This window comes from Agrococcus sp. DT81.2 (assembly GCF_049844935.1).
In the GTDB taxonomy this organism is placed as follows: domain Bacteria; phylum Actinomycetota; class Actinomycetes; order Actinomycetales; family Microbacteriaceae; genus Agrococcus.
Window position 1 is genome coordinate 66,144 of record NZ_JBNCLZ010000001.1, and the last position, 21,354, is coordinate 87,497.

A 21,354-nucleotide genomic window follows, 5' to 3' on the forward strand; every position below is an offset into this window, starting at 1 on the left:
CGGCCTCTGCGCCGTCCCCCCGGCTTGTTGTTTAACCCCCCCGGGGGGTGCGGGGGGCCCGGGGGGCCGCCGGGGCCCCCCCGCCGCGCCGTGCTTCACTCGACTGCAGGCCGCGGCCGCGATCATCGGAGAGGACCGGAGGATCATGACGATCAGAGAGCTGGACACGTCGTCCGGGGTGCCGCTGTACCGCCAGATCCGCGACATCCTGCGCACCGAGATCGTCGAGGGCAAGGTCGACGGCGAGGTCGCCATGACCGAGGCGCAACTGCTGGACCGCTTCGGCGTGAGCCGAGCTCCCATCCGTCAGGCGCTCAGCGACCTGGTCAACAGCGGTCACATCTATCGGCGGCAGGGCAAGGGCACCTTCCCGCTCGTCGGAGCGCGGATCGAGCGCCCGGCCGACGTCAGGCCCGGCGACCTCTACCGCTACCTGCTCGAGCAGGGCCTCGAGCCGACCTCGCGGGTCGAGACCGTGGAGCGCGTGGTCCCGCCTCGCGAGGTGTCGCGTCGGCTCGGCATCGGAGTCGAGGAGACGGTGCTGCACTTCACGCGGACGATCTCGGTCAAGGGCGAGCCGCTCTCGCACAACACGCTCTACATCCGCACCCCGGACGGTTTCGACCCGTCCGCAGCCGATCTCGACAACGGCAGCTCCGCCCTCGACCTGCTGGAGCGGCAGTACGGCATCCGCATCGAGCGCTCCGAGCACGAGGCTCGGGCGACCGCCGCGACGGCCGAGCAAGCTGCGCTGCTCGACGTGCAGCCGAGCAGTCCGCTGCTCGTGATCGACACGACGTTCTTCACCACCGGCGGGGTTGGCACGGCGTACCGCACCGCGCTGCATCGCGCGAACGAGTTCTCGTTCCGCTTCCACACCACGCCGTAGCACGCCGCAGCGCGTCGGTCCGCCCACGCAGGCATTGATATGACAACATTGACATTCACTTGACACCGTGTAAAGCAAGTGTCAGGATGTCCCCGGATCGGCCGCACCGCGACGATCGGAACTCGATGGAGAGGCTTCCCACGTGACAGGCATCGTCAACACCGTCCTCGGTCCGGTGGACGCCGATCGGCTCGGCGTGACCTCGGTCCACGAAGCACTGCTGTCGGTCTTCCCCGGTGCGCAGTTCGCCTTCGACGTCGTCATCGACCGCGCCGAGATCTTCGAGACGCTCGCCGAGCGGCTGCGCGACTTCCGCGACGCCGGTGGCGGCACGATCGTCGACAGCAGCGGCATGTTCCACGGCCGCGACCTCACGCTGTACGAGGCGCTCTCGCGCACCACCGGGGTGCACATCGTCGTCTCGACCGGCCATGGCCCCGAAGCCATGCTCGGCGGCTACTTCCTCACGCCGCAGACGAACCCGCCGACCCCCTGGCCCGCAGAGCGCTTCGCCGAGCTCTTCTCGCAGGAGGTCGCCGACGGCTGCGTCGTGCCGCGCCTCGAGCGCCGCGCCCCCGCGGGGCTCGTCGCGACCGCCGCGGCCCGCACAGGTGCGACAGCGACCGACGAGAGCCTGCTCCGGGGCGCCGCTCGCACGGCCATCGCGACCGGCATCCCCATGTCGCTGCGCTTCGGCGCCGACGCGATGCAGGACCTGAAGATCGTCCTGGGCGAGGGCCTGAGCGCGGACCGCGTGGTCGTCGCGGGCCTCGACCGTGCTGATGCGGTGCGCGCCGGAGCGCACATCGCCGTGGCCGAGCGGGGCGCGAGCGTCGGCATCGACAGCATCGGCCTCGAGGGCGCAGAGCTCATCACCGACGCCCAGCGCGCGCGCGTGATCGCGGAGCTCGTGGAGGCCGGCCACGCCGATCGCATCCTGCTGTCCACGGGCGCCATCGGCGTCGCCAAGGGTCACGACCCCGACGAGGCGGCGGCCGCGGAGGCGATCGCCTTCAGCCGAGTCCTCACCGACTTCGTGCCCCTGCTCGCAGGCCTCGGCGTCGCCGACGACGTCATCCGACGCATCCTGACCGTCAACCCGAGCGTCCTGCTCGCCCTGAGGAGCTGAAATGTCGCGAGTGAACACCGTCCTCGGGGCGATCCCGGCCGAGGAGCTCGGCTTCGTCGCCGTGCACGAGCACATCGGCTACGGCATGCCGGGCTCCGAGCTCGACTCGAAGTGGTGGAAGACCCCCGAGGAGCGGTACGACGAGACCGTGCCCAAGCTGCGCGAGTTCCGCGAGCTCGGCGGCCAGACCTTCGTCGACGCGACGGGCATCTGCAACGGCCGCGACGTCGACTACTACCGCTCGCTGTCGGCCAAGACCGGCGTGCACATCGTCGCCTGCACCGGCTTCGTCGGCGGCGACACCGCCCTGCCGTTCTTCGAGCGCGCGAGCGTCGAGTACCTCACCGAGCAGTTCGTGCACGAGATCACGGTCGGCATCGACGGCACGGGCGCGAAGGCCGGGGTCATCAAGGTGGGCGTCAGCCGAGGCGGTCGCATGACCGACCTCGACAAGCGCATCTACCGCGCCGCCGCGCGCGCGTCGCTGCGTGCGGGCGCGCCGCTGCTGACCCACCTCGCGATCGACGCCGAGAACGCCATCGCGATCTTCGAGGAGGAGGGCCTTCCGCTCGACCGCGTGCTGTTCGGCCACGTCGACGACGGCGTCAACTTCGACAAGACGCGCGACACGTGGATCGCCGAGCAGGGCGGCCGCATCGGCTTCGACACCTTCGGCTACGAGACCGAGCTGCCCGACCCGCCCTTCTGGGCGCGCCCGCGGCAGGACCGGCTCGACCACTTCCTGCGCTTCATCGGCCACACCGCTGAGCGCGGCTTCCTCGGTCAGGCGCTCGCGTCGGCCGACGCCAACTGCAGCCCGCTCGGCTGGCCGGGCGTCAAGGGCCACACGGTGAACTACCTCTTCCACCAGCTGCTGCCCGACCTTCGCGCAGCCGGCGTCGAGGAGGCGACGATCGAGCAGATCTTCGTGACCAACCCGGCTGAGTTCCTCACCCTTTCGGTCTGACCGGCCGCACCGACACATCCCACCCAGAACCGGCGCGTCAGCGCCCCCAAGAGAGAAGCAACGATGCAGCCCTCGGACCTCAAGAACCTCACCGTCGCGATCGTGGGCGCCGGCTACGGCGGCGCTGCCGCGGCGAAGGCGCTCAGCCTGCTGGGCGTGAACGTCACCGTCTACGAGCAGGCGCGGGAGATCCGCGAGGTCGGCGCCGGCATCGGCCTGCGGCCGGCCACCGTCGACCGCTTCCGCCGCTGGGGCATGTTCGACGCGATCGCCGCGGCGACGTCGGCGAGCGACGCCTTCGAGATCCTCACCGGCGAGGGCCACGTCATCATGAAGGAGGAGTGGCCCGGCATCGACGACTTCGACGTGCCCACCAAGACGCACCTCGTCCACCGCGGCGACTTCATCGAGACGCTCGTCGCGGCGCTGCCCGAGGGCGTGCTGCAGGTGGGCCGCAAGGTCACCGGCATCGAGGATCGGGGCGACCACGCGACGCTCACCTTCACGGACGGCGCGACGGTCACGGCCGACCTCGTGATCGCCGCCGACGGCATCAAGTCGGCCATCCGCGAGCAGCTGTTCACCGACGCGCAGCCCGTCTTCGCCGGCGAGCACGCGTACCGCATCGTGATCGACGCCGACGCCGCGCACGGCCTCGTCGCCGACGACAACCTCCGCATGTACATCGGCCACGGCACCAAGGTCTACTTCCTGCCGCTGCGTCACCGCGGCCAGGTGTCGTTCGACATCACGACCCTGCACCACGACAGCGCATGGGCCCCCACCATCACGCGCGACGAGCTCGTCGCGACCGTCCAGGGCTTCGACGAGCGCATCGTGCGCATCACCGAGGAGCTCGACATGGACGCGCTCGTGAACCGCGCCTGCTACGACATCGACCCCGTCGAGCAGTGGCACACGGATGCCGTCGTGCTGCTGGGCGACGCGGCGCACGCCATGCTGCACCACCAGGGGCAGGGCGCGAACTCCGCGATCATGGACGCCGGCGCCATCGCCGACGCGCTGCAGGACGCCGGCTCGGTCAAGGAGGCGCTCGCGCTCTACCAGTCGCGGCGCAAGCCCGAGACCGACAAGCTGCAGGCGATCTCGCGCCAGGGCTGGTCGGAGGACGAGCTGAGCGAGGTCTTCCCTGGCCAGCGACCCGAATCGCAGCAGGCAGCGACGCGCTGAGACCGGTCTGCTGAGACGAAGGAGACCGACGCCATGGCACTGCACCCGAAGATCGCCGAGATCCTCGCCGGATTCCCCGCGCCCGAGCCGGGTCCGCTCGACCCCGCCGCGATGCGCGCCCAGGAGGAGGCCCAGGTGCCGCCCCTCGCCGACCGCATCCCGGTCGCCGAGGTGCGCGACGACGCAGCGGACGGCGTGCCGGTGCGCGTCTACCGGGACGGCGCCGAGCCCGGCGTCCTCGTCTACGTGCACGGCGGCGCGTTCTTCCTCGGCAGCCTCGACACGCACGACCACGTCGCCCGCTCGCTCGCCGTCGAGACCGGCATGACCGTCGTGTCGGTCGGCTACCGCCGCGCGCCCGAGGCGGCGTTCCCCGCCGGCCTCGACGACGTGCTGACGACGGTGCGATGGGTGGACGAGCACGGCGACGAGCTCGGCCAGGAGCCGGGACGGCTCGGCACGCTCGCGCTCGTCGGCGACTCGTCGGGCGGCACGTTCGTCGCGGCGGCGGTCGCCCAGCTGCACGACGAGGGCTTCGACCGGGTCACCCACCAGGTGCTGTACTACCCGTCGCTCGACCTCGACTTCGACGAGGACCGCTATCCCTCGCTCCGCGAGAACGCCGTCGGCTACGGGATGGAGACGGCAGGGCTGCGACCCTTCAACGCGTTCTACCTCGACAGCGGTGCCGACCCGGCCGACCCGCGCGTGTCGCCCATCAAGCGCGACGACCTCTCGGGCCTGCCGCCCGCACTCATCCTCACCGCCGAGCACGACCCGCTGCGCGACGAAAGCGAGCGATACGGCGAGCGACTCCGGGCGGCCGGCGTGCCGACGACGGTCAGCCGCTACGACGGTGCCGGGCACGGCTTCGTGCAGCACTTCGGCTGGCTGCCCGAGTACCACCGCGCCTACGTCGAGACTGCCGAGTTCCTGCGCGGCGGCACCGCGTGACCGTCGCCGTCCACCCGCTCGCGAGCCCCTGGGGCCGCTTCCACCTCTACAGCTTCCTCATCGACGCGCCCGAGCTCGCGATCGTCGACACCGGCATCGCCTCCTCTCCGGCCGAGGGCCTCGCGCCCGCGCTCGGAGCGCTCGGCCGCAGGATCGAGGACGTGCGCTGGATCCTGCTCACGCACGGGCACATCGACCACGTCGGAGGCGCCCACGCGCTGTGGGAGCGCACGGGCCGCAAGGCGGAGATCGTGATCCACGAGGCGGATGCGCCGATGCTGCGCTCCCGTCGCGCCCACGTCGAGGAGTACCTCGACGGCCGCGGCCGCTACCTCGGCGACCCCGACGGCGAGGCGAAGCAGAGCGCATCCGCCCAGGCCGTCATCGCTGGCGAGCTCGAGCCGACCGTGCTCGTCTCCGGCGGCGAGACGCTGTCGCTCGGCGGCGACGTGACGGTCCGCGTGCACGCCATCCCCGGCCACACGCCCGGCTCGGTCGCGTTCGAGATCGACGGCCAGGGCGACGTCTTCGTCGGGGATGCCGTGCAGATCCACGGGGCGGCGAACGGCTTCCCCGGCTTCACCGACCCGAGCGCCTACCGCGACAGCCTCGTCAGGCTGCGCGACGGCATCCGCCCCGAGCGGCTCCACCTCGGCCACCCGTACCGCACGGCCTCCGGCGAGTCGCACGGCGTCGTGCTCGATCGCGAGCAGGCGCGCGCCGCGCTGCAGCAGAGCCTCGACATCGAGGCTCGCGTCGGCGCCGCCGCGCACGCGTGCCTCGAGCACGGCCTCCGCGACACCGACTCGCCGTACTCGCCGTTCGAGCCGGTCGCCGAGGCCCTCGGCTACGCGGGCGACCCGACGCTCGAGCCGTCACCCTTCTTCACCTCGATGCACGGCTACCGCCGGCAGCACCACGCCTGATCAGGAGCACACGCATGGCCGACTTCCAGACCATCCAGGCGGGCGCGCAGACGATCGCCGTCCGCAAGGACCTGCGCGTGCCCATGCGCGACGGCATCGAGCTCGCCGCCGACGCCTACCAGGGCATCGACGACAAGCCGCGGCCCGCGCTGGTCGCGCTCAGCCCCTACGGCAAGGAGCTGCAGGCGCTCGCGCTCACCACGCCGCCGCAGCGCCGCCCGAGCCCCATGTGGGACGGCTGCATCGAGGCCGGCGACATCGCGCGCGTCGTCGAGGAGGACTACGTCCACGTCATCGGCGACCTGCGCGGCTCCGGCGCCTCCGAGGGCGAGCACATCGGCAACTACAACGCCGGCGGCGTCCCGCTCGGCCAGGACGCGTACGACTTCATCGAGTGGGTCGCCGCGCAGCCGTGGTGCGACGGCAACGTCGGCATGATCGGCATCTCGTACTTCGGCTCGATGCAGCTGCTGGCCGCCGCCGAGCGGCCGCCGAGCCTCAAGGCCATCTTCGTCTCCGGCGGGCACTACGACTTCTACGAGACGACCTACCACGGCGGCGTGATGTGGTTCATGCCGCGCGCCGCCCGCGAGGGCCGCGGCGGAGATTCGGGCTGGGCGTTCACCGACCGCGTCAAGTCGCGGATGCTCGAGACGCACTCGCCGGAGGAGATCAAGGAGAAGGTCGCGGCCCGGCTGCAGGACCCGGACGTCGCGGCCTGGCCGAACCTCGTGCACGTGCTCCACTACCCCCAGAACCACGAGGCCTGGTTCGACATCGTGATGAACGAGGTCGACGGCGAGTGGTACGAGGAGCGGAACCCGATCACGCTCGCGCCGCAGATCGACATCCCGGTCTGGCTGCAGCTCGACCAGGGCCGCGGCTGGACGCTCGACGGCACGATCGAGGCCTTCCACGCGCTCAAGGGCCCGAAGAAGCTCGACATCGGCCCGTACCCGCCCATGCAGTCGCGCCCCTTCATCGAGGAGCACGACAAGATGTTCCGCTGGTACGACTACTGGATCAAGGGCATCGACAACGGCGTGATGGACGAGCCAGCGGTGAGCGTGTTCGTGGAGGGCTCGCGCGAGACCGTGACCGCCGACACGTGGCCGCCGAAGCCGGTCGAGCACCGCCCGCTCTACTTGCGTCCCCGTCGCGCCCTGTCGGCCGAGCCGGAGCGGATGGGCGGCGAGCACGTGCCGCCGGACGGCTTCTACCAGGCGCCGCTCACCGTCACCGACCGGGTCGAGATCATCGACTGGCGCACCGCGCCGTTCACCGAGCCGACCGAGATGATCGGCACGGGCGCGGCGCACCTGTTCGTCGAGATCGACCAGCCCGACACGAACCTCATCATGCGCGTGTGGGACGAGGCGCCGGGCGGCAAGCGGCAGCTCGTCACGACGGGCTACCTCAAGGCCTCGCACCGCGAGCTCGACGAGGAGCGCAGCGAGACGGGCAGCCCCGTGCACCCGCACACGCGCGCCGTGCCGGTCGAGCCCGGCGCGATCGAGGAGTACGTGCTGCGCCTCTATCCGTTCGCGGCCACGTTCCTGCCCGGGCACCGCCTGGTCGCCGAGCTCTCGAACGCCGAGCCGCTCGCCGACGAGCACAACGCCCTGCTGCCGCCCGACGCGTTCCACCTCCCCGTGGGCCGGGCCGTGACCCACAAGGTCCACCGGGATGCGACGCATCCCTCCCGCCTGCTGCTGCCGTTCACGACGGGCATGACCGGCTGAGGCGGATGCCGCCGGTCCGCCCCGGTTGCGCCCCCGGCGAACCGGGGCCCGCTCGGCCGTGCGGAGGGTCATGATCTCGGTATGAGCAGCGAGGAGCCCCTCGACGCCTACTCCGCCGTCGTCTCGTCAGTGGCGAGCACGGTGCTGCCGAGCGTCGCGAGCCTCGCCGTGCGATCGTCGCGCGCGGTCGGTGCGGGGAGCGCGAGCGTCATCGCCGACGACGGGGTGCTGCTGACGAGCGCTCACGTCGTCGCGGGAGCGCGATCGGCCCAGGCGACGTTCGTGGACGGCACCGAGGTCGAGGTCGAGGTGGTCGGTCGCGACGTCCTGTCCGACCTCGCCGTGCTCCGCGCGCACGGTGTCGTACCGCCGCCCGTGCCGCTCGGCGATGCCGCGGGCCTGCGCGTGGGGCAGCTCGTGGTGGCGCTCGGCAACCCGATGGGGCTCGCCGGCAGCGTGACCGCGGGCATCGTCTCGAACCTCGGCCGCTCGCTGCCGACCGCGTCGGGACGGGTGATCGACGAGGTGATCCAGACGGATGCCGCGCTCAACCCGGGCAGCTCCGGCGGCGTGCTCGCCGATGGCTCCGGCCGGATGGTGGGCGTCAACACGGCGGTCGCGGGCGTCGGGCTCGGGCTCGCCGTGCCCATCAATCGCGCGACCCGCGCGATCATCGCGACGCTCGTGCGCACCGGCCGGGTCCGCCGGGCCTGGCTCGGCATCGTGGGCGCCCGCGTGCAGCTCGCGCCCGAGCTCGCGGCGCGGGTCGGCTCGCCGAGCGGCCTGCAGGTCGCGGGCGTCGCGCCGGGCAGCCCCGCGGAGCTCGCCGGCGTGCATCGCGGCGACGTGGTCGTGACGCTCGACGGCAACGACGTCGTCACCTCGACGTCCATCCAGCGGCTCATGGTCGAGGACGCGATCGACCGGCAGGTCGAGATGACGGTCTGGCGCAACGGCGCGCTCGTCGACATGTTCGTCGTGCCGCGCGAGCTCGTCGACACTCCGTAGATCGGCACCCCGTAGATCGGCACCCCGTAGATCGGCACCCCGTAGATCGGCACCCCGTAGCGTTGCCGGTGGAAGGAGCGTCCATGATCCCCACCACGACAGCCCACGACGGCCTCACCCTCCCGGTGCTCGGCTTCGGCACCTACAAGCTCAAGGGCCGCGCCGGCACCGCAGCGACCGAGCACGCCATCGCCGCCGGCTACCGGCTGCTCGACTCGGCCTTCAACTACGAGAACGAGGGGAGCGTCGGGGCCGCGGTCCGCGCGACCGGCCACGGGGTCGCCCGCGACGAGCTCATCGTCACCTCGAAGCTGCCGGGCAGGCACCACGAGCGCGACGCCGCGATCGTGACGATCGAGGAGAGCGTGGCGCGCACGGGCCTCGAGCGCATCGACCTGTACCTCATCCACTGGCCGAACCCCAAGGTCGGCAAGTACGTCGAGGCGTGGGGCGCCCTCATCGAGGCGAGGGAGCGCGGCCTCGTCGGCGCGATCGGCGTGTGCAACTTCCTCCCGGAGCACCTCGACCGGCTGCAGGCCGAGACGGGCGTGCTGCCAGAGGTCAACCAGATCGAGCTGCACCCGTACTTCCCGCAGGAGGAGCAGCTCGCGTACGACCGCGAGCACGGCATCATCACGCAGGCGTGGAGCCCGCTCGGGCGCGGCAACGACCTGCTCGAGCAGCCGGAGATCGTCGAGATCGCCGCGGCGCACGACGCCACGGCCGGCCAGGTGGCGCTCGCCTGGGCGATCGCGCGCGGCGCCGTGCCGCTGCCGAAGGCGGCCTCCGAGGCGCGCCGGCGCGAGAACCTCGGTGCGATCGACGTCGCCCTCAGCGACGACGAGATCGCCGCCATCACGGCCTTCGGCCGCCCCGACGGCCGGCTCGGCGACCAGGACCCGGCGGTCTACGAGGAGTTCTAGGCGGCCGCCTCGAGGGCTTGCCGCAGGTCGGCGATCAGGTCGTCGGCGTCCTCGAGCCCGATCGAGAGGCGCAGCACGCCGGCGTGCGGCTTGGCCTCGTGCGCGACGGGCCGGTGCGTGAGCGACGCGGGGTGCTGGATGAGCGAGTCGACGCTGCCGAGCGAGACGGCGTGCGTGAACAGCCGCACGCCGGCCGCGACCGCCGCGGCGACGGCGTACGAGCCGACGTCGAGCGCGAGCACGGAGCCCGGCCCCGACATCTGCCGGCCGGGCCCGACGAGTCCCTGCGGGTCGCATCCGTCGAGGCCGGGGTAGCGCACGGCGCGCACGCCCGGCATCGCGGTCGCGGCCTCCGCGACCAGCTGGGCGCTCGCCTGCTGCGCGCGCACCCGCAGCGGCAGCGTCTGCAGCCCGCGGTGCATGAGGTAGGCGCTCAGCGGATGCGCGATCGCACCCGTGATGGCGCGCACCGGTCGGATGGCCCTGGCCCAGTCGGCGCTGCAGGCGACGACCCCGCCGAGCACGTCGCCGTGGCCGCCGATGTACTTCGTCGCCGAGTGGAGCGAGAGCGCGACGCCGTGGTCGAGCGGCCGCTGCAGCACGGGCGTCGCGAACGTGCTGTCGATCAGCACGGGCGCGTCACCCGCCGCCGCGACGAGCGCGTCGAGGTCGATGAGCTCGAGCGTGGGGTTGCCGGGGCTCTCGGCCATGACGAGCCCGGTGTCGGCGCGCACGGCGGCGGCGACCTGATCGACCGTGTCGACGAAGGTGGTCTCGGTGCCGAGCAGTCCGCTCGCGAGCAGGTGGTCGGTGCCGCCGTAGAGCGGCCGCACCGCCACGACGTGCGCGCCGCGCCGCTGGCGCGCCGCGGTCAGGACCGCCGTGGTCGTCGCCATGCCCGAGGCGAACGCGACCGCGTCCTCGGCGCCCTCGAGCTGGGCGAGCGCCCGCTCGAACCGCGCGACCGTCGGGTTCCACAGCCGCTGGTAGACGGCGGAGCCTTCGCCGACGTCGCCGCCGGTCGCGAGGCGCTCGTACGCGTCGCCGCCCGCGTCGACGCCGGGCAGCGCGTAGGTCGAGGAGAGGTCGATGGGGGCGGCGTGCGCGCCAAGGGCCGAGAGGTCGTCCCTGCCCGCGTGGACCGCGAGCGAGTCGAGGCCGAGGCGAGCGTCATTGCTCGTGATCATGGATCCGACCCTGCCGCATATCCGAGCCTTTGGCCAGCGCGCCGCGCGCGCGTGCGCGGCGTGAACGGGCCTTGTGGCGGCGCATCCGCGGTCCTACGGTGCGATCGAGAGGGGTGCACCGCGATGGAAGGCGACGAGCAGCAGGCGCTGACGGCAACGAAGGCGGCGGCGTTCCACCGGCTGCATGCGGCCGGCATCTTCGTGATGCCCAACCCATGGGACCTCGGCAGCGCCGTCACCCTCGAGCGCATGGGGTTCCCAGCGCTCGCCACGACCAGCGCGGGTTTCGCGTGGTCGATGGGCCTGTCGGACGCGGCGGTGGCGCTCGAGGACGCGCTCGCCCACCTGCGCGCCATTGCGGGAGCCGTCGCGGTGCCGGTCAACGCCGACTTCCAGGGCGGCTTCGCCGTCGACCCCGAGGGGGTGCGCACGAATGTGCTGGCCGCCACCGCGACCGGTGTCGCCGGCTTGTCGATCGAGGACTCCACCGGCGACCCGGGGCGGCCGCTGCACGACATGGCGCTCGCCGTCGACCGCGTCGCGGCCGCGCGCGCCGCGATCGATGCGAGCGGCACCGGGGTCGTGCTCACCGCTCGCTCCGAGGGCTTCGTCGTCGGTCGTCCCGACCTCGACGAGACGATCCGGCGGCTGCGCGCCTACGCCGACGCGGGTGCCGACTGCCTCTACGCCCCACGCATCGGCACGCTCGCCGAGGTCGTCGCGATCGTCGATGCGGTCGCGCCCAAGCCGGTGAACCTGCTCGTCAACGCGCCCTTCATCACCGTCGCCGAGGCCGCGAGCATCGGCGTGCGGCGCATCAGCGTCGGCGGCACGCTCGCGCGCGCGGCGTGGGCCGGATGGCTCGGCGTGGCCGACGAGATCGCCACGGCTGGCACGTTCGGCGGCTTCCAGCGCCTGCCCGACGTCGAGGGGATGCTGAGCGCCGACTGACGCGCTACGGCCGGAACGCGAGGATGCGGTCGTCGCCCTCGACGGGATCGCCGCGGCCGTCGGTGTTGTTCGTCAGTGCCCAGAGCGCCCCGTCCGGTGCCACGACGACGTCGCGCATCCGCCCGTGCTCCGCGAGCCAGTGCACGGTCGACTCGCCGGGCGAGGCGAGGTCGACCTCCCGCAGCGACCGGCCGCGCAGGTTCGCGATCCACAGCCGCCCGTCGGTGTGCGCCATGCCGCTCGGGCTCGCCTCGCCCGGCGACCACTGCTGCACGGGGTCGGCGAAGCGGGGGTCGCCGGCCGCGCCCTCGACGATCGGCCAGCCGTAGTTGCCGCCCGGCTCGATGCGGTTGAGCTCGTCCCAGGTGTTCTGGCCGAACTCGGTCGCCCAGAGCGTGCCGTCGCCGGCCCACGCGATGCCCTGCGGGTTGCGGTGGCCGAGCGAGTAGACCGGGGAGCCGGGGAACGGGTTGTCGGCGGGGATCCCGCCGTCGGGCTCGAGCCGCAGGATCTTGCCGGCGAGGCTCGCGGGGTCCTGGGCCGTGCCCGGCCGGCCGGCGTCGCCCGTCGTGACGTAGAGCATGCCGTCCGGGCCGAAGCCGAGGCGGCCGCCGTTGTGGTTGCCCGCCGCGGGGAGCCCCTCGACCACCGTCTGGGGCTGGCCGAGCACGAGCGCTCCCGGCTCGCCCGAGAGCGGCACGCGGACCACTCGGTTGTCGTCGGCGGTCGTGATCGCGGCGTAGAGGTGGCCGTCGCCGACCGCGATCCCGAGCAGCCCGCCCTCGCCGCCGTGCGCGACGCCCGCGATCTGCGCGATCGGCACCGCCTCGCCGTCGACGAGCTCGACGATCATGGCGGTGTCGCGCTCGCTCACGATCGCCGCCCCGGTCTCGGTGAACGCGATCGACCACGGTGCGTCGAGGCCGGTCGCCACGACGGCAGGCGCGTCGATCGAGCCGGCCGGGAACGACGGGGCCGGGAGCGACGGGCCGGGTGACGACGGGCCGGGTGACGACGGGCCAGGGGAGCGGTCCGGCGCGGTCGCACCCGATTCGACGGGCGTGGCGCTCGCGACGGTGCTGACGCTGGGCGTCGCAGGTCCCGCGGGCGTGCACGCCGTCGCGGCGAGCGCCGCGGTGACGATCGCGACCATCGCAACGGGTGATCGCATGGCGTGCCCCTCCGCGCGGCTCAGAGCAGGCTGAGCTCGCGCAGCTTCGCCTCGACGTCGGCGTTCGAGGGCTCGACCTGGTGCGTGCCGTCGGGGAAGACGACCACCGGGATGTTCATGCGGCCGGCGATCTCCTGCGCGCGTGCCGCGGCCGCGTCGTCGTGCTCGACGTCGATGTAGGCGAAGTCCACGGCGAGCCCGTCGAGCTGCTGCTTCGTGCGGCGGCAGTCCCTGCACCAGTCGGCGCCGTACACCTGGATCGTTGCGTCGGTCATGCGCTCCACGCTAACCGACCCGACGAAGTCTGGCGCCCCGCGCACGGCTGCGCCATGCTTGGCCGCACGTGGCCGAGCGGCCGCACGGCGCAGTCCAGGACGAGGAGTCACCATGGCAATCCTGCTCAATCCCTATCTCGCGTTCGGCCGGCAGGCCCGCGAGGCGATGAACTTCTACCACGGCGTGTTCGGCGGCGACCTCGTCGTGAGCACCTTCGGCGAGTCCGGCATGGACGAGGGCCCCGACGACGCGGACCTCGTCATGCACGCGCAGCTGACCACCGCTGACGGCCACACGCTCATGGGCGCGGACACGCCGTCATCGATGCCGCAGCCCACCGGCACGCAGCAGGTGTCGCTCTCCGGCGACGACGCCGCCGCCCTCACCCGCTACTGGGAGGGTCTGAGCGACGGGGCTCGGATCCTGGAGCCGCTCGTGCAGGCGCCGTGGGGCGACACCTTCGGCATGCTCACCGACCGCTGGGGCGTGCTGTGGATGGTGAACATCGCGGGCGAGACGTCGGATGCGTCTGCCGGCTCGACCGGCTCGGCGTCGGTGGCCGACACCGCCGACGGTGCCCCCACGGGAGGCGGCCACCAGGACGCCGCGCAGCAGTGGTACTCGGAGGGCGTCGAGACCCCGGACACCGCGGGGCACGAGAACACCGCCGACCAGTGGCCCTCGGACGAGCAGCGCACCGATCGCTGATCGCATGACGGAGGGCCGGGCATCGAGCCCGGCCCTCCGTCGTCGATCACCGTGCGGAGCTCACTCCGGCGGCTGCGGTGCACCGCCCGAGGCGGTGTCCTCCTGGGTCTCGGGGTCCTGCTGCTCGTCGAGCGGCTGCGCGTCGCGGTCCTCGGGGTCGACGGTGCGCTCGTCGGGGCTCTGCTGGTCGCTCATGCTGCGTCTCCTTCCATCGGTGCCTCCGTTGTACTCCGGCAATCAGCGAACGGGCTGGACGCCGAGGGAGTCGAGCAGCCCGCGGATGCGGCGCTCGATGTCGTCGCGGATCGGGCGCACGGCGTCGATGCCCTGACCGGCGGGGTCGTCGAGCTCCCAGTCCTCGTAGCGCTTGCCGGGGAAGACGGGGCACGCGTCCCCGCACCCCATGGTGATGACCACGTCGGAGTCGCGCACCGCATCCGTCGTCAGCACCTTCGGCGACTCGGCCGTGATGTCGATGCCGACCTCCCGCATCGCCTCGACGGCGATCGGGTTGATGCGCTCCGCGGGCATCGAGCCCGCGGAGCGCACCTCGACGGCGCCGCCGGAGAGCTCGCGCAGGAACCCCGCGGCCATCTGGGAGCGGCCCGCGTTGTGCACGCAGACGAACAGGGCGGTGGGGGAGTCGGTCATGCGACCATCCTGGCGCATCGGCCCATCACACGTCAGTTGGCGACGTAGCCGCCGTCGACGACGAGCTCGGCTCCGGTGACGAACGAGGCGTCGTCACTGGCGAGGAAGGCGATCGCGGCTGCGATCTCCTCGGGCTTGCCGACGCGGCCCATGGGCGTCACGGTCGACAGCGCATCGCGGTCGGTGTCGCCCAGGATCGGCGTCTCGATGAAGCCCGGGTGCACGGAGTTCACCCGCACGCCCTGCTTGGCCCAGCCGAGCGCGACCGCCTTCGTGATGGTGCGGACGGCACCCTTGGCGGCGGCGTAGCCCATGCTGACCCCGAAGCCGCCGGTGATGCCGAAGATCGACGAGATGTTGATGACCGAGCCGTGACCACCGGCCTTCAGCGCCTCGCCCGCAGCCTTCATGCCGAGGTAGACGGAATCCTGGGTCACGGAGGTGACCTTCTTGTACTCCTCCCAGGTCGATTCCTCGATCGAGACCGTGTCGCCGATGCCGGCGTTGTTCACGAGGATGTCGAGGCCGCCCTGCGCACCGACGATGTGCTCGACCGCGGCGGTCCAGGATGCCTGGTCGGTGACGTCGAGGTGCACGGCCGTCGCGGTGCCGCCGGCGGCGGTGATCTCGTCGACGACCGAGGCGGCGAGAACATCGTTCAGGTCGCCGATGACGACCTTCGCGCCCTCGCTGGCGAGCCGCTTCGAGGTCGCAGCGCCGATGCCGCTCGCGCCGCCGGTGATGAGTGCGACGCGATCCGTGAGCCTGTTCATGGTGTCTCCTTCGTCTGTTGGCTGACCGGGCCGATCGGGTGGCGTCTCGCGCCAGGTCTCTCTTGAGGGGAACTTCGAATCTGAACGATCTATTCCTGCGCGGATGTGAACCGCTCGTCAGGTTCGCATCCCGACGCGCGTGATCGCCCGGTAGCATGGGCGCGACATCGAACTGCGAAGGAGCAGCACCATGCCCGAGACGATCATCGCCGGATACGCGCGCACGCCGTTCGCCAAGTTCCTGGGGCAGCTCGCCCAGGTGCCCTCGACCGAGCTCGGCGCCCACGCCGCGAAGCACGCCCTCGAGAAGGCGGGCGTCGCTCCCACCGCGGTCGACGCCGTGATCGTCGGCCAGGTGCTGCAGGCCGCCGTCGGGCAGAACCCGCCCCGCCAGACGGCCGTCGGCGCCGGCATCCCGATGACCGTGCCGGCGCTCGGCGTCAACGCGGTGTGCCTGTCGGGCACCGAGGCGATCGTCACGGGCCACCGCATGATCCAGCTCGGCGAGGCCGACGTCGTGGTCGCGGTCGGCCAGGAGTCGATGACGCTCGCGCCGCACGCCGCCCCGATGCGCTCCGGCGCCAAGTTCGGCCAGCTCTCGCTCACCGACACGATGCAGTTCGACGGCCTGACGGATGCGTTCGAGCGCGTCGCCATGGGGGAGTCGACCGACGGCTACAACGCCGAGTTCGAGATCACGCGCGAGCAGCAGGACGAGTTCGCCGCCGCCTCCCACGCCAAGCTCGTGCGCGCACAGGCCGACGGGACGCTCGACGACGAGATCGTGCCGTTCGAGGCGAAGGCCGGCAGGAAGACCGTCACCGTCGCCGTCGACGACGGCGTGCGCGCCGAGACCACGGTCGAGTCGCTCGCCGCGCTGCGCCCCGCGTTCACGCCCGAGGGATCGATCACCGCGGGCAACGCCTCGCAGATCACCGACGGCGCTGCCGCCGTCGTGCTCGTGTCCGGCGCCTATGCGGCCGAGCACGGCATCGCCGGTCTCGCTCGCGTGCTCTCGACCGGCTTCGTCGCCGGACCGAACGTGTCGCTGCACTCGCAGCCCGCCGACGCGATCGAGCAGGCGCTCGAGCGCGCGGGGAAGTCGACGAGCGACCTGCAGGCGGTCGAGATCAACGAGGCGTTCGCCGCGGTCGGCGTCGCGTCGACGAGGCAGCTCGGCGTCGACCCCGAGATCGTCAACGCCAACGGCGGCGCCGTCTCGCTCGGCCACCCGATCGGCGCGTCCGGCGCTCGCATCGTCGGCCACCTCGCGCGGCGCCTGCAGCAGCTCGGCAGCGGCGCGATCGGCGCGAGCGGCATCTGCGGCGGCGGCGGCCAGGGCTCCGCGGTGGTGCTCGAGGCGATCTGACGCAGCGGCCTGCGCGCATCCGCCCGGCATAGGCTGGGCGGATGCGTCTGTCTGTGCTCGACCTCGCCCCCATCGCCCCCGGAGAGACGGCGGGCGCGAGCCTCGCCGGCTCCGTCGAGCTCGCGAGGGCCGCTGAGAGGCTGGGCTTCGCGCGCGTCTGGTACGCCGAGCACCACAACATGGCGACGATCGCGTCGAGCGCCACGAGCGTGCTCATCGCGCACGTGGCGGCGCACACGTCCAGCATCCGGCTCGGCGCCGGCGGCGTCATGCTGCCGAACCACTCGCCGCTCGTGATCGCCGAGCAGTTCGGCACGCTCGCCGAGCTGCACCCGGGCCGCATCGACCTCGGGCTCGGTCGTGCGCCCGGCACGGACCAGCGCACGTGGACGGCGCTCCGCCGCGACATCCGTGCGTCTGAGCGCTTCCCAGAGGATGTCGTCGAGCTGCAGGGCTACCTCGCCGGCACCCCGACCGTGCCCGGCATCCGCGCCGTCCCCGGCCACGGCACGAACGTGCCGCTCGTCATCCTCGGCTCGTCGCTGTTCGGCGCGCAGCTCGCGGCCGCGCTGGGCCTGCCGTACGCGTTCGCCTCGCACTTCGCCCCGGATGCGCTGCACCAGGCCGTCGCCGTCTACCGCGAGCGGTTCGAGCCGAGCGCACAGCTCGACGCGCCGTTCGTGATCGCCGGCATCAACGCCGTCGTGGCGCCGAGCCGCGACGAGGCGATGACGATGCAACGGCAGGTCGTGCGGGCTCGCGTCCGCGGCCTGCTGCTGCGCGACAGCCCCATCGCCCAGACGATCGGCGACGACGAGCTCGACGCGCTCGCGGCAAGCCCGCAGGCCGCGCCGATCGCGGCGATGGTGCGCAACACGGCGCTCGGCACCGGCGAGGAGGCGGTGTCGACCCTGCGCCGCTTCCAGTTCGAGGCCGACGCGGACGAGCTCATCATGGCCGTCCACGGCACGACCGCCGAGCGGGTGCGTGCGCTCGAGCTGCTGCAGGCGGCCGGCGGTCTCGAGGACGCCCCCGCCTGACGCGTCAGCCTGACGCCGCAACCCGCATGGTGCGCAGTCGGCGCTCGGCCCAGACCGCGAGCGCGCCGTAGGCGACCGCGGCGGCGGCGACGAGGGCGAGGAACGGCGCGGTGAGCGGCCGCTCCCACAGCAGGTCGTCGCGCCGGGCGACGAGCGAGACGGCGATCGCCGCGAGGCTCAGCAGCTGGGCGCCGAACAGGACGCGGAACGCGCTCCAGCGCTCGTCGCGCAGCATCGCGAGGTTCACGACGCCCGTGAGCGTGAGCACGGCGCCGGTCGCGCGCGCCGTGAGCTCCGTGAGCTGCCAGGCCCACAGCTCCGCGACCCACGCGGGTGCCACGAGCGCCGCGACGCCCGCGCAGAGCGCCGACAGCCCGATCACCGCGAGCGCGACCCGCGCCCAGCGGGGGATCGTGACGTCCGCCGGATCGGGCGAGCGCGGATCCGCCCCGCCCTGCAGCACGAGCAGCGCCACCATCGCGATCGGCGTCGTCGCGTAGAGCGTGAGCCAGACGGCGAACGGCAGGTTCTGCGAGAACCGCCCGAAGTGAAGCAGCGTGATGACGAGCAGCGCGCCCGCGAAGACCAGCACCGCGGGCAGCCCGTGCCGCACGCGGTGCCAGCGCCGCTCGCGCCACACCGCGACGAAGTAGGCGATGCCGCCGACGTAGGCGGAGGCGAGCAGGTACGCCGACATCGGCGGGTTGATCGGCCAGGCGAACAGCTCGCCGCTGCGGTCAGGCGCGGCGAAGAGCACCGCGACGGCGATTACGAGGAACGGCACGATCGCGAGTGCCGTCCAGCGCGTCGCCGTCAGCAGGCGGTCGTCGCCCGGGCGGTGACGGCGGTGCCTGCCCGTGCTCATGGCGCGTGCACGAGCTCGAGCACCTCGGCGAGCGGCATGGCCGCGCCGCGCTCGGCCGCAGCATCGAGCGCGTCGCCGGCGCCCGCGTCGCGCAGGCGCTGGACGAGGGGCGTCGCGAAGTCCAAGCCGCTGCGGTTGAGGAGGCCCGTCCGTCGCCGGAGCGACTGCGCGGCACCCTGCAGCAGCCCCGCGGCGTCCGCGTCGCCCTCGGCCGCACGGACGCCGACGAATCCCTCGAGTCCGTAGGCGACGCCGTCGTCGTGGCCGAGGGCGATCGACTCGTCGAGGCTCGTGCCGAAGTCGTCCGCGGCGCCCGCGACGTCGCCCGAGAGCAGCCGCGCCCAACCGCGGTGGTTGCGCGCGATGGCGACGCCGAGCAGCTCGTGCTGCGCCGACGCGAGCTCGAGGCTCGCCTCGAACCTGCCGCGGGCCTCCTCGAGCGCGCCGGTCACCAGGGCGATGCGCCCGAGCATCACGAGCGAGATCGCCGCCTCGCCCCAGGCGTCGCCGGCCTCGCGGAAGCCGGCACGGCTCCGCTCGAGCACGACCATCGCGCCGGCTACGTCGGGTCCCTCCGGCCGGGTGAGCAGGCCGAGGCCGATCGAGACGTCGGCGAGCGCCGCGCCACCCCGGTCGCCGGCCTCGGCGAACAGGTCGCGCGCCGCCTGCATACCGGGGACGACGTCGGCGGTGGGCTCCTGCCAGAAGCGGACGGTGTGGGTGTGGTACAGCGCGATGGCGCGCGTGCGGACGGCGAGCGGGATCGACTCGCGGTCAGCGATCTCGAGCAGCTCGGTCATCCACTCGCGCACGAGGCCGAGGTGACCACCGATCCACAGGTAGAGGTGCAACGACCACACGTACTCGGCGGCGTCGTCGAGCCTGCCGTCGTCGAGCAGCAGCCGCACCACGGTGCCGAGGTTCTCGGCCTCGAGCTCGAGCCGCTGCAGCGTCGCGAGCTGCTCCCCGCCGCGGAGCGGCTGGGCGGCGGCCGCCGCGACGCGCCGATAGTGGTCGATCCAGGCGGAGCGAGCGGTGTCGAGCAGCTCGGGGCGCGCCTCCCGGGCGAAGGCGCGCACGAGCGAGGCGAGCGAGAGGAGCGGGGTGCCGCGGCGGTCCTCGGACCGCAGGAGGCTCGCCTCGGCGAGGGCCGTGAGGGCCGCGACCGGGTCGCCGATGCCCGCCGCGCCGAGCACGTCCTCGGCGGTCGCGCCGAGGAACGGACCGGACGGCACCGCGAGCGCGGTGAGCGCGGCGGCGGCGCCGGGCGGGAGCAGGTCGACGCTCCACTGGATGGTGCTGCGCAGCGCCTGCTGCCGCTCAGGCAGGTCGCGCGCGCCGCCGACGAGCAGCGTGAGCGCCGACTCAAGGCGCCGCAGCAGCTCGTCGACCGGCATCCACAGCATCCGGGCCGCCGCGAGCTCGATCGCGAGCGGGCTGCCGTCGAGCCGGCGGCAGATCTCCGTGACCGTCGCGGCGTTGTCGAGGCCGAGCTGGAAGCCGGGGTGCACGGCGGCGGCGCGCTCGGCGAAGAGCGCCACGGCGGGGGCGGCCGCGATCGCCTCAGGACCTGCGCCGGGCGCCGGCAGCCCGAGAGGCCCGAGCGGGAACAGCCGCTCCGCCCGCACACGCAGGGGCGAGCGGCTCGTGACGAGCAGCGTGAGCCGCGGCGCGGCGCTGATGAGCCGCACGAGCAGCCCCACGGCGCCCAGCACGTGCTCGACGTTGTCGACGACGAGCAGCACGTCGCGCCCGGCGACCGCGTCGATCACCTTCTCCTCGAGCGGGGCGTCGCCCGTGTCGCGCACGCCGAGCGACCGCGCGATGACGGTGATGACGCGCTCCGGCACGGTGATGGTCTCAAGCATCGCGAACGCGACGCCGCCGCCCGCGGCCGCCGCGGCGCCCGCCACCTCGATCGCGAGCCTCGACTTGCCGATGCCGCCGTCGCCGACGATCGTGACGATCCGCACATCCGGCCGCGCCAGCAGGGCGAGCAGGGCATCGCGTTCCGCGTCGCGGCCGACGATCGCGCTGTACGGAGCGGGGATGCCCGGCGCGATCGGCCCGCCCGCCCGAGCCCTGCCGGCGTCGAAGCGCTCCGCGAGCAGCGTCGCGAGGTCCTGCCGCACGAGCTCGGCGAGCTCGCCCGCGTCGCGGTAGGAGCGGTAGGAGGTGCGATCGTCGGCGCGGATGCGGTCGAGCAGCGCCTCGAGCCGCGGCTCGCGGTCGGGTGCCGGGTCCTTGACGTAGATGAGCGACGGCAGCTCGCCCGAGAGCGCGTACTCATCCTCGAGCCCCGACGCCGACTCGCCCGGCGCGACCCAGCCGTACCGCTCGCCGTAGATGCCGACGAAGACGTCGCTCTGCGCCATGTACGCGCGGTAGAGCGAGCGCGGCGGATGCGGTCGCGACCCCAGCTCGAACATCACGGGCGCGAGCTGCAGCGACTCGATGGCCGACCGGACCGCCCTGCGCTCCTCTGCCAGCTCCCTCAGCGTGGAGCTGACGAAGACGCGGAGGCGCTGGTCGGGCGTGCGGATCGGCGGGCCCGCCCCATCCATGTCAGGAAGTCTGACCCTCGGCGGGCGGCGTGTCCAGACGCGGCGTCGCGGCGGCCATCGACCGCGGCGC

At 72.9% G+C, this 21,354-nt stretch carries 21 protein-coding genes and 1 pseudogene; 13 read left to right on the forward strand and 9 right to left on the reverse strand.

The genetic code is table 11. The annotated features are described in order from the left end of the window. The first annotated feature begins 145 nt into the window (after positions 1-145). From ACLQ21_RS00325 to ACLQ21_RS00360, 8 genes are all read left to right on the forward strand, one after another. Positions 146-889, forward strand: coding sequence for a GntR family transcriptional regulator (locus tag ACLQ21_RS00325; RefSeq protein ID WP_425660317.1), 744 nt, complete (start codon positions 146-148; stop codon positions 887-889). A 142-nt stretch (positions 890-1,031) separates the two neighbouring features. After that, entirely contained in the window at positions 1,032-2,018 is a 987-nt protein-coding gene (locus ACLQ21_RS00330) for a phosphotriesterase (RefSeq protein ID WP_425660319.1), read from the forward strand. 1 nt (position 2,019) lies between these two features. Continuing rightward, entirely contained in the window at positions 2,020-2,985 is a 966-nt protein-coding gene (locus ACLQ21_RS00335) for a phosphotriesterase family protein (protein WP_425660321.1), read from the forward strand. Between the two features lie 63 nt (positions 2,986-3,048). Beyond that, positions 3,049-4,176 carry an FAD-dependent oxidoreductase gene (locus ACLQ21_RS00340; RefSeq protein WP_425660323.1) on the forward strand — a complete coding sequence of 376 codons (1,128 nt, stop codon included), beginning with the start codon at positions 3,049-3,051 and terminating at the stop codon, positions 4,174-4,176. A gap of 33 nt (positions 4,177-4,209) precedes the next feature. Continuing rightward, on the forward strand, positions 4,210-5,130 hold the full coding sequence (locus ACLQ21_RS00345; protein WP_425660325.1) for an alpha/beta hydrolase: 921 nt from the start codon (positions 4,210-4,212) through the stop codon (positions 5,128-5,130). Beyond that, on the forward strand, positions 5,127-6,056 hold the full coding sequence (locus tag ACLQ21_RS00350; protein ID WP_425660327.1) for an MBL fold metallo-hydrolase: 930 nt from the start codon (positions 5,127-5,129) through the stop codon (positions 6,054-6,056). The genes ACLQ21_RS00345 and ACLQ21_RS00350 overlap by 4 nt, the downstream gene beginning before the upstream one ends. A gap of 14 nt (positions 6,057-6,070) precedes the next feature. Further along, positions 6,071-7,798: a CocE/NonD family hydrolase gene (locus tag ACLQ21_RS00355; RefSeq protein ID WP_425660329.1), complete on the forward strand. Its 1,728-nt coding sequence runs from the start codon at positions 6,071-6,073 to the stop codon at positions 7,796-7,798. Positions 7,799-7,879: 81 nt separating this feature from the next. Further along, positions 7,880-8,806 carry a S1C family serine protease gene (locus ACLQ21_RS00360; protein WP_425660331.1) on the forward strand — a complete coding sequence of 309 codons (927 nt, stop codon included), beginning with the start codon at positions 7,880-7,882 and terminating at the stop codon, positions 8,804-8,806. A gap of 24 nt (positions 8,807-8,830) precedes the next feature. Here the strand turns inward: ACLQ21_RS00360 and ACLQ21_RS00365 are convergent. Further along, positions 8,831-8,908 (reverse strand): annotated as a pseudogene (locus ACLQ21_RS00365) (hypothetical protein); the annotation flags it as partial. On the opposite strand from ACLQ21_RS00365, the gene ACLQ21_RS00370 reads away from it, so the two are divergent. Further along, positions 8,890-9,729 (forward strand): aldo/keto reductase, encoded by an 840-nt coding sequence (locus tag ACLQ21_RS00370; protein WP_425660333.1) that lies wholly within the window; start codon positions 8,890-8,892, stop codon positions 9,727-9,729. The pseudogene ACLQ21_RS00365 and the gene ACLQ21_RS00370 sit on opposite strands and share 19 nt — an antisense overlap. Here the strand turns inward: ACLQ21_RS00370 and ACLQ21_RS00375 are convergent. Then, positions 9,726-10,916: a trans-sulfuration enzyme family protein gene (locus tag ACLQ21_RS00375; protein ID WP_425660335.1), complete on the reverse strand. Its 1,191-nt coding sequence runs from the start codon at positions 10,914-10,916 to the stop codon at positions 9,726-9,728. The genes ACLQ21_RS00370 and ACLQ21_RS00375 overlap by 4 nt on opposite strands. Before the next feature lie 123 nt (positions 10,917-11,039). On the opposite strand from ACLQ21_RS00375, the gene ACLQ21_RS00380 reads away from it, so the two are divergent. Continuing rightward, a complete protein-coding gene (locus ACLQ21_RS00380; RefSeq protein ID WP_425660337.1) occupies positions 11,040-11,867 on the forward strand; it encodes an isocitrate lyase/PEP mutase family protein in 828 nt (275 codons plus the stop codon). A gap of 4 nt (positions 11,868-11,871) precedes the next feature. Here the strand turns inward: ACLQ21_RS00380 and ACLQ21_RS00385 are convergent, their stop codons facing one another. Continuing rightward, a complete protein-coding gene (locus ACLQ21_RS00385; RefSeq protein ID WP_425660339.1) occupies positions 11,872-13,038 on the reverse strand; it encodes a PQQ-dependent sugar dehydrogenase in 1,167 nt (388 codons plus the stop codon). 20 nt (positions 13,039-13,058) lie between these two features. Continuing rightward, entirely contained in the window at positions 13,059-13,313 is a 255-nt protein-coding gene (locus tag ACLQ21_RS00390; RefSeq protein WP_425660341.1) for a glutaredoxin domain-containing protein, read from the reverse strand. A gap of 112 nt (positions 13,314-13,425) precedes the next feature. Between ACLQ21_RS00390 and ACLQ21_RS00395 the strand changes: the two genes are divergently transcribed. Then, entirely contained in the window at positions 13,426-14,022 is a 597-nt protein-coding gene (locus ACLQ21_RS00395) for a VOC family protein (RefSeq protein WP_425660343.1), read from the forward strand. Between the two features lie 60 nt (positions 14,023-14,082). Here the strand turns inward: ACLQ21_RS00395 and ACLQ21_RS00400 are convergent, their stop codons facing one another. The 3 genes from ACLQ21_RS00400 to ACLQ21_RS00410 are packed head-to-tail and all read right to left on the reverse strand — an operon-like array spanning position 14,083 to position 15,446. Then, complete coding sequence (locus ACLQ21_RS00400; protein WP_425660344.1) at positions 14,083-14,217, reverse strand: hypothetical protein; 135 nt, start codon at positions 14,215-14,217, stop codon at positions 14,083-14,085. A 42-nt stretch (positions 14,218-14,259) separates the two neighbouring features. Further along, positions 14,260-14,673: an arsenate reductase ArsC gene (locus tag ACLQ21_RS00405; protein ID WP_425660346.1), complete on the reverse strand. Its 414-nt coding sequence runs from the start codon at positions 14,671-14,673 to the stop codon at positions 14,260-14,262. 32 nt (positions 14,674-14,705) lie between these two features. Next, the gene (locus tag ACLQ21_RS00410) at positions 14,706-15,446 is read right to left on the reverse strand and encodes an SDR family NAD(P)-dependent oxidoreductase (RefSeq protein WP_425660348.1); all 741 of its coding nucleotides are present in this window, start codon (positions 15,444-15,446) and stop codon (positions 14,706-14,708) included. A gap of 190 nt (positions 15,447-15,636) precedes the next feature. Here ACLQ21_RS00410 and ACLQ21_RS00415 point away from each other — a divergent pair, with 190 nt between their 5' ends. Then, entirely contained in the window at positions 15,637-16,815 is a 1,179-nt protein-coding gene (locus tag ACLQ21_RS00415) for an acetyl-CoA C-acyltransferase (RefSeq protein WP_425660350.1), read from the forward strand. Positions 16,816-16,856: 41 nt separating this feature from the next. After that, positions 16,857-17,855: an LLM class flavin-dependent oxidoreductase gene (locus tag ACLQ21_RS00420; protein ID WP_425660352.1), complete on the forward strand. Its 999-nt coding sequence runs from the start codon at positions 16,857-16,859 to the stop codon at positions 17,853-17,855. Between the two features lie 4 nt (positions 17,856-17,859). Here ACLQ21_RS00420 and ACLQ21_RS00425 read toward each other — a convergent pair whose 3' ends face one another. Together ACLQ21_RS00425 and ACLQ21_RS00430 are read right to left on the reverse strand one after the other, a co-directional pair. Next, positions 17,860-18,720: a hypothetical protein gene (locus ACLQ21_RS00425; RefSeq protein WP_425660354.1), complete on the reverse strand. Its 861-nt coding sequence runs from the start codon at positions 18,718-18,720 to the stop codon at positions 17,860-17,862. Next, positions 18,717-21,284 carry an ATP-binding protein gene (locus ACLQ21_RS00430; protein ID WP_425660356.1) on the reverse strand — a complete coding sequence of 856 codons (2,568 nt, stop codon included), beginning with the start codon at positions 21,282-21,284 and terminating at the stop codon, positions 18,717-18,719. Before ACLQ21_RS00430 ends, ACLQ21_RS00425 begins: the two co-directional genes overlap by 4 nt. Positions 21,285-21,354 lie beyond the last annotated feature (70 nt).

What these genes read in the sequence shown, in the direction of transcription:
- ACLQ21_RS00335 (WP_425660321.1), top strand. Translation starts at nt 2,020, where the DNA reads ATGTCGCGAGTGAACACCGTCCTCGGGGCGATCCCGGCCGAGGAGCTC.
- ACLQ21_RS00360 (WP_425660331.1), top strand. Translation starts at nt 7,880, where the DNA reads ATGAGCAGCGAGGAGCCCCTCGACGCCTACTCCGCCGTCGTCTCGTCA.
- ACLQ21_RS00420 (WP_425660352.1), top strand. Translation starts at nt 16,857, where the DNA reads ATGCGTCTGTCTGTGCTCGACCTCGCCCCCATCGCCCCCGGAGAGACG.
- ACLQ21_RS00405 (WP_425660346.1), bottom strand. Translation starts at nt 14,673, where the DNA reads ATGACCGACTCCCCCACCGCCCTGTTCGTCTGCGTGCACAACGCGGGC.
- ACLQ21_RS00340 (WP_425660323.1), top strand. Translation starts at nt 3,049, where the DNA reads ATGCAGCCCTCGGACCTCAAGAACCTCACCGTCGCGATCGTGGGCGCC.
- ACLQ21_RS00400 (WP_425660344.1), bottom strand. Translation starts at nt 14,217, where the DNA reads ATGAGCGACCAGCAGAGCCCCGACGAGCGCACCGTCGACCCCGAGGAC.
- ACLQ21_RS00430 (WP_425660356.1), bottom strand. Translation starts at nt 21,284, where the DNA reads ATGGATGGGGCGGGCCCGCCGATCCGCACGCCCGACCAGCGCCTCCGC.
- ACLQ21_RS00375 (WP_425660335.1), bottom strand. Translation starts at nt 10,916, where the DNA reads ATGATCACGAGCAATGACGCTCGCCTCGGCCTCGACTCGCTCGCGGTC.
- ACLQ21_RS00355 (WP_425660329.1), top strand. Translation starts at nt 6,071, where the DNA reads ATGGCCGACTTCCAGACCATCCAGGCGGGCGCGCAGACGATCGCCGTC.
- ACLQ21_RS00425 (WP_425660354.1), bottom strand. Translation starts at nt 18,720, where the DNA reads ATGAGCACGGGCAGGCACCGCCGTCACCGCCCGGGCGACGACCGCCTG.
- ACLQ21_RS00385 (WP_425660339.1), bottom strand. Translation starts at nt 13,038, where the DNA reads ATGCGATCACCCGTTGCGATGGTCGCGATCGTCACCGCGGCGCTCGCC.
- ACLQ21_RS00345 (WP_425660325.1), top strand. Translation starts at nt 4,210, where the DNA reads ATGGCACTGCACCCGAAGATCGCCGAGATCCTCGCCGGATTCCCCGCG.
- ACLQ21_RS00410 (WP_425660348.1), bottom strand. Translation starts at nt 15,446, where the DNA reads ATGAACAGGCTCACGGATCGCGTCGCACTCATCACCGGCGGCGCGAGC.
- ACLQ21_RS00380 (WP_425660337.1), top strand. Translation starts at nt 11,040, where the DNA reads ATGGAAGGCGACGAGCAGCAGGCGCTGACGGCAACGAAGGCGGCGGCG.
- ACLQ21_RS00415 (WP_425660350.1), top strand. Translation starts at nt 15,637, where the DNA reads ATGCCCGAGACGATCATCGCCGGATACGCGCGCACGCCGTTCGCCAAG.
- ACLQ21_RS00390 (WP_425660341.1), bottom strand. Translation starts at nt 13,313, where the DNA reads ATGACCGACGCAACGATCCAGGTGTACGGCGCCGACTGGTGCAGGGAC.
- ACLQ21_RS00395 (WP_425660343.1), top strand. Translation starts at nt 13,426, where the DNA reads ATGGCAATCCTGCTCAATCCCTATCTCGCGTTCGGCCGGCAGGCCCGC.
- ACLQ21_RS00370 (WP_425660333.1), top strand. Translation starts at nt 8,890, where the DNA reads ATGATCCCCACCACGACAGCCCACGACGGCCTCACCCTCCCGGTGCTC.
- ACLQ21_RS00325 (WP_425660317.1), top strand. Translation starts at nt 146, where the DNA reads ATGACGATCAGAGAGCTGGACACGTCGTCCGGGGTGCCGCTGTACCGC.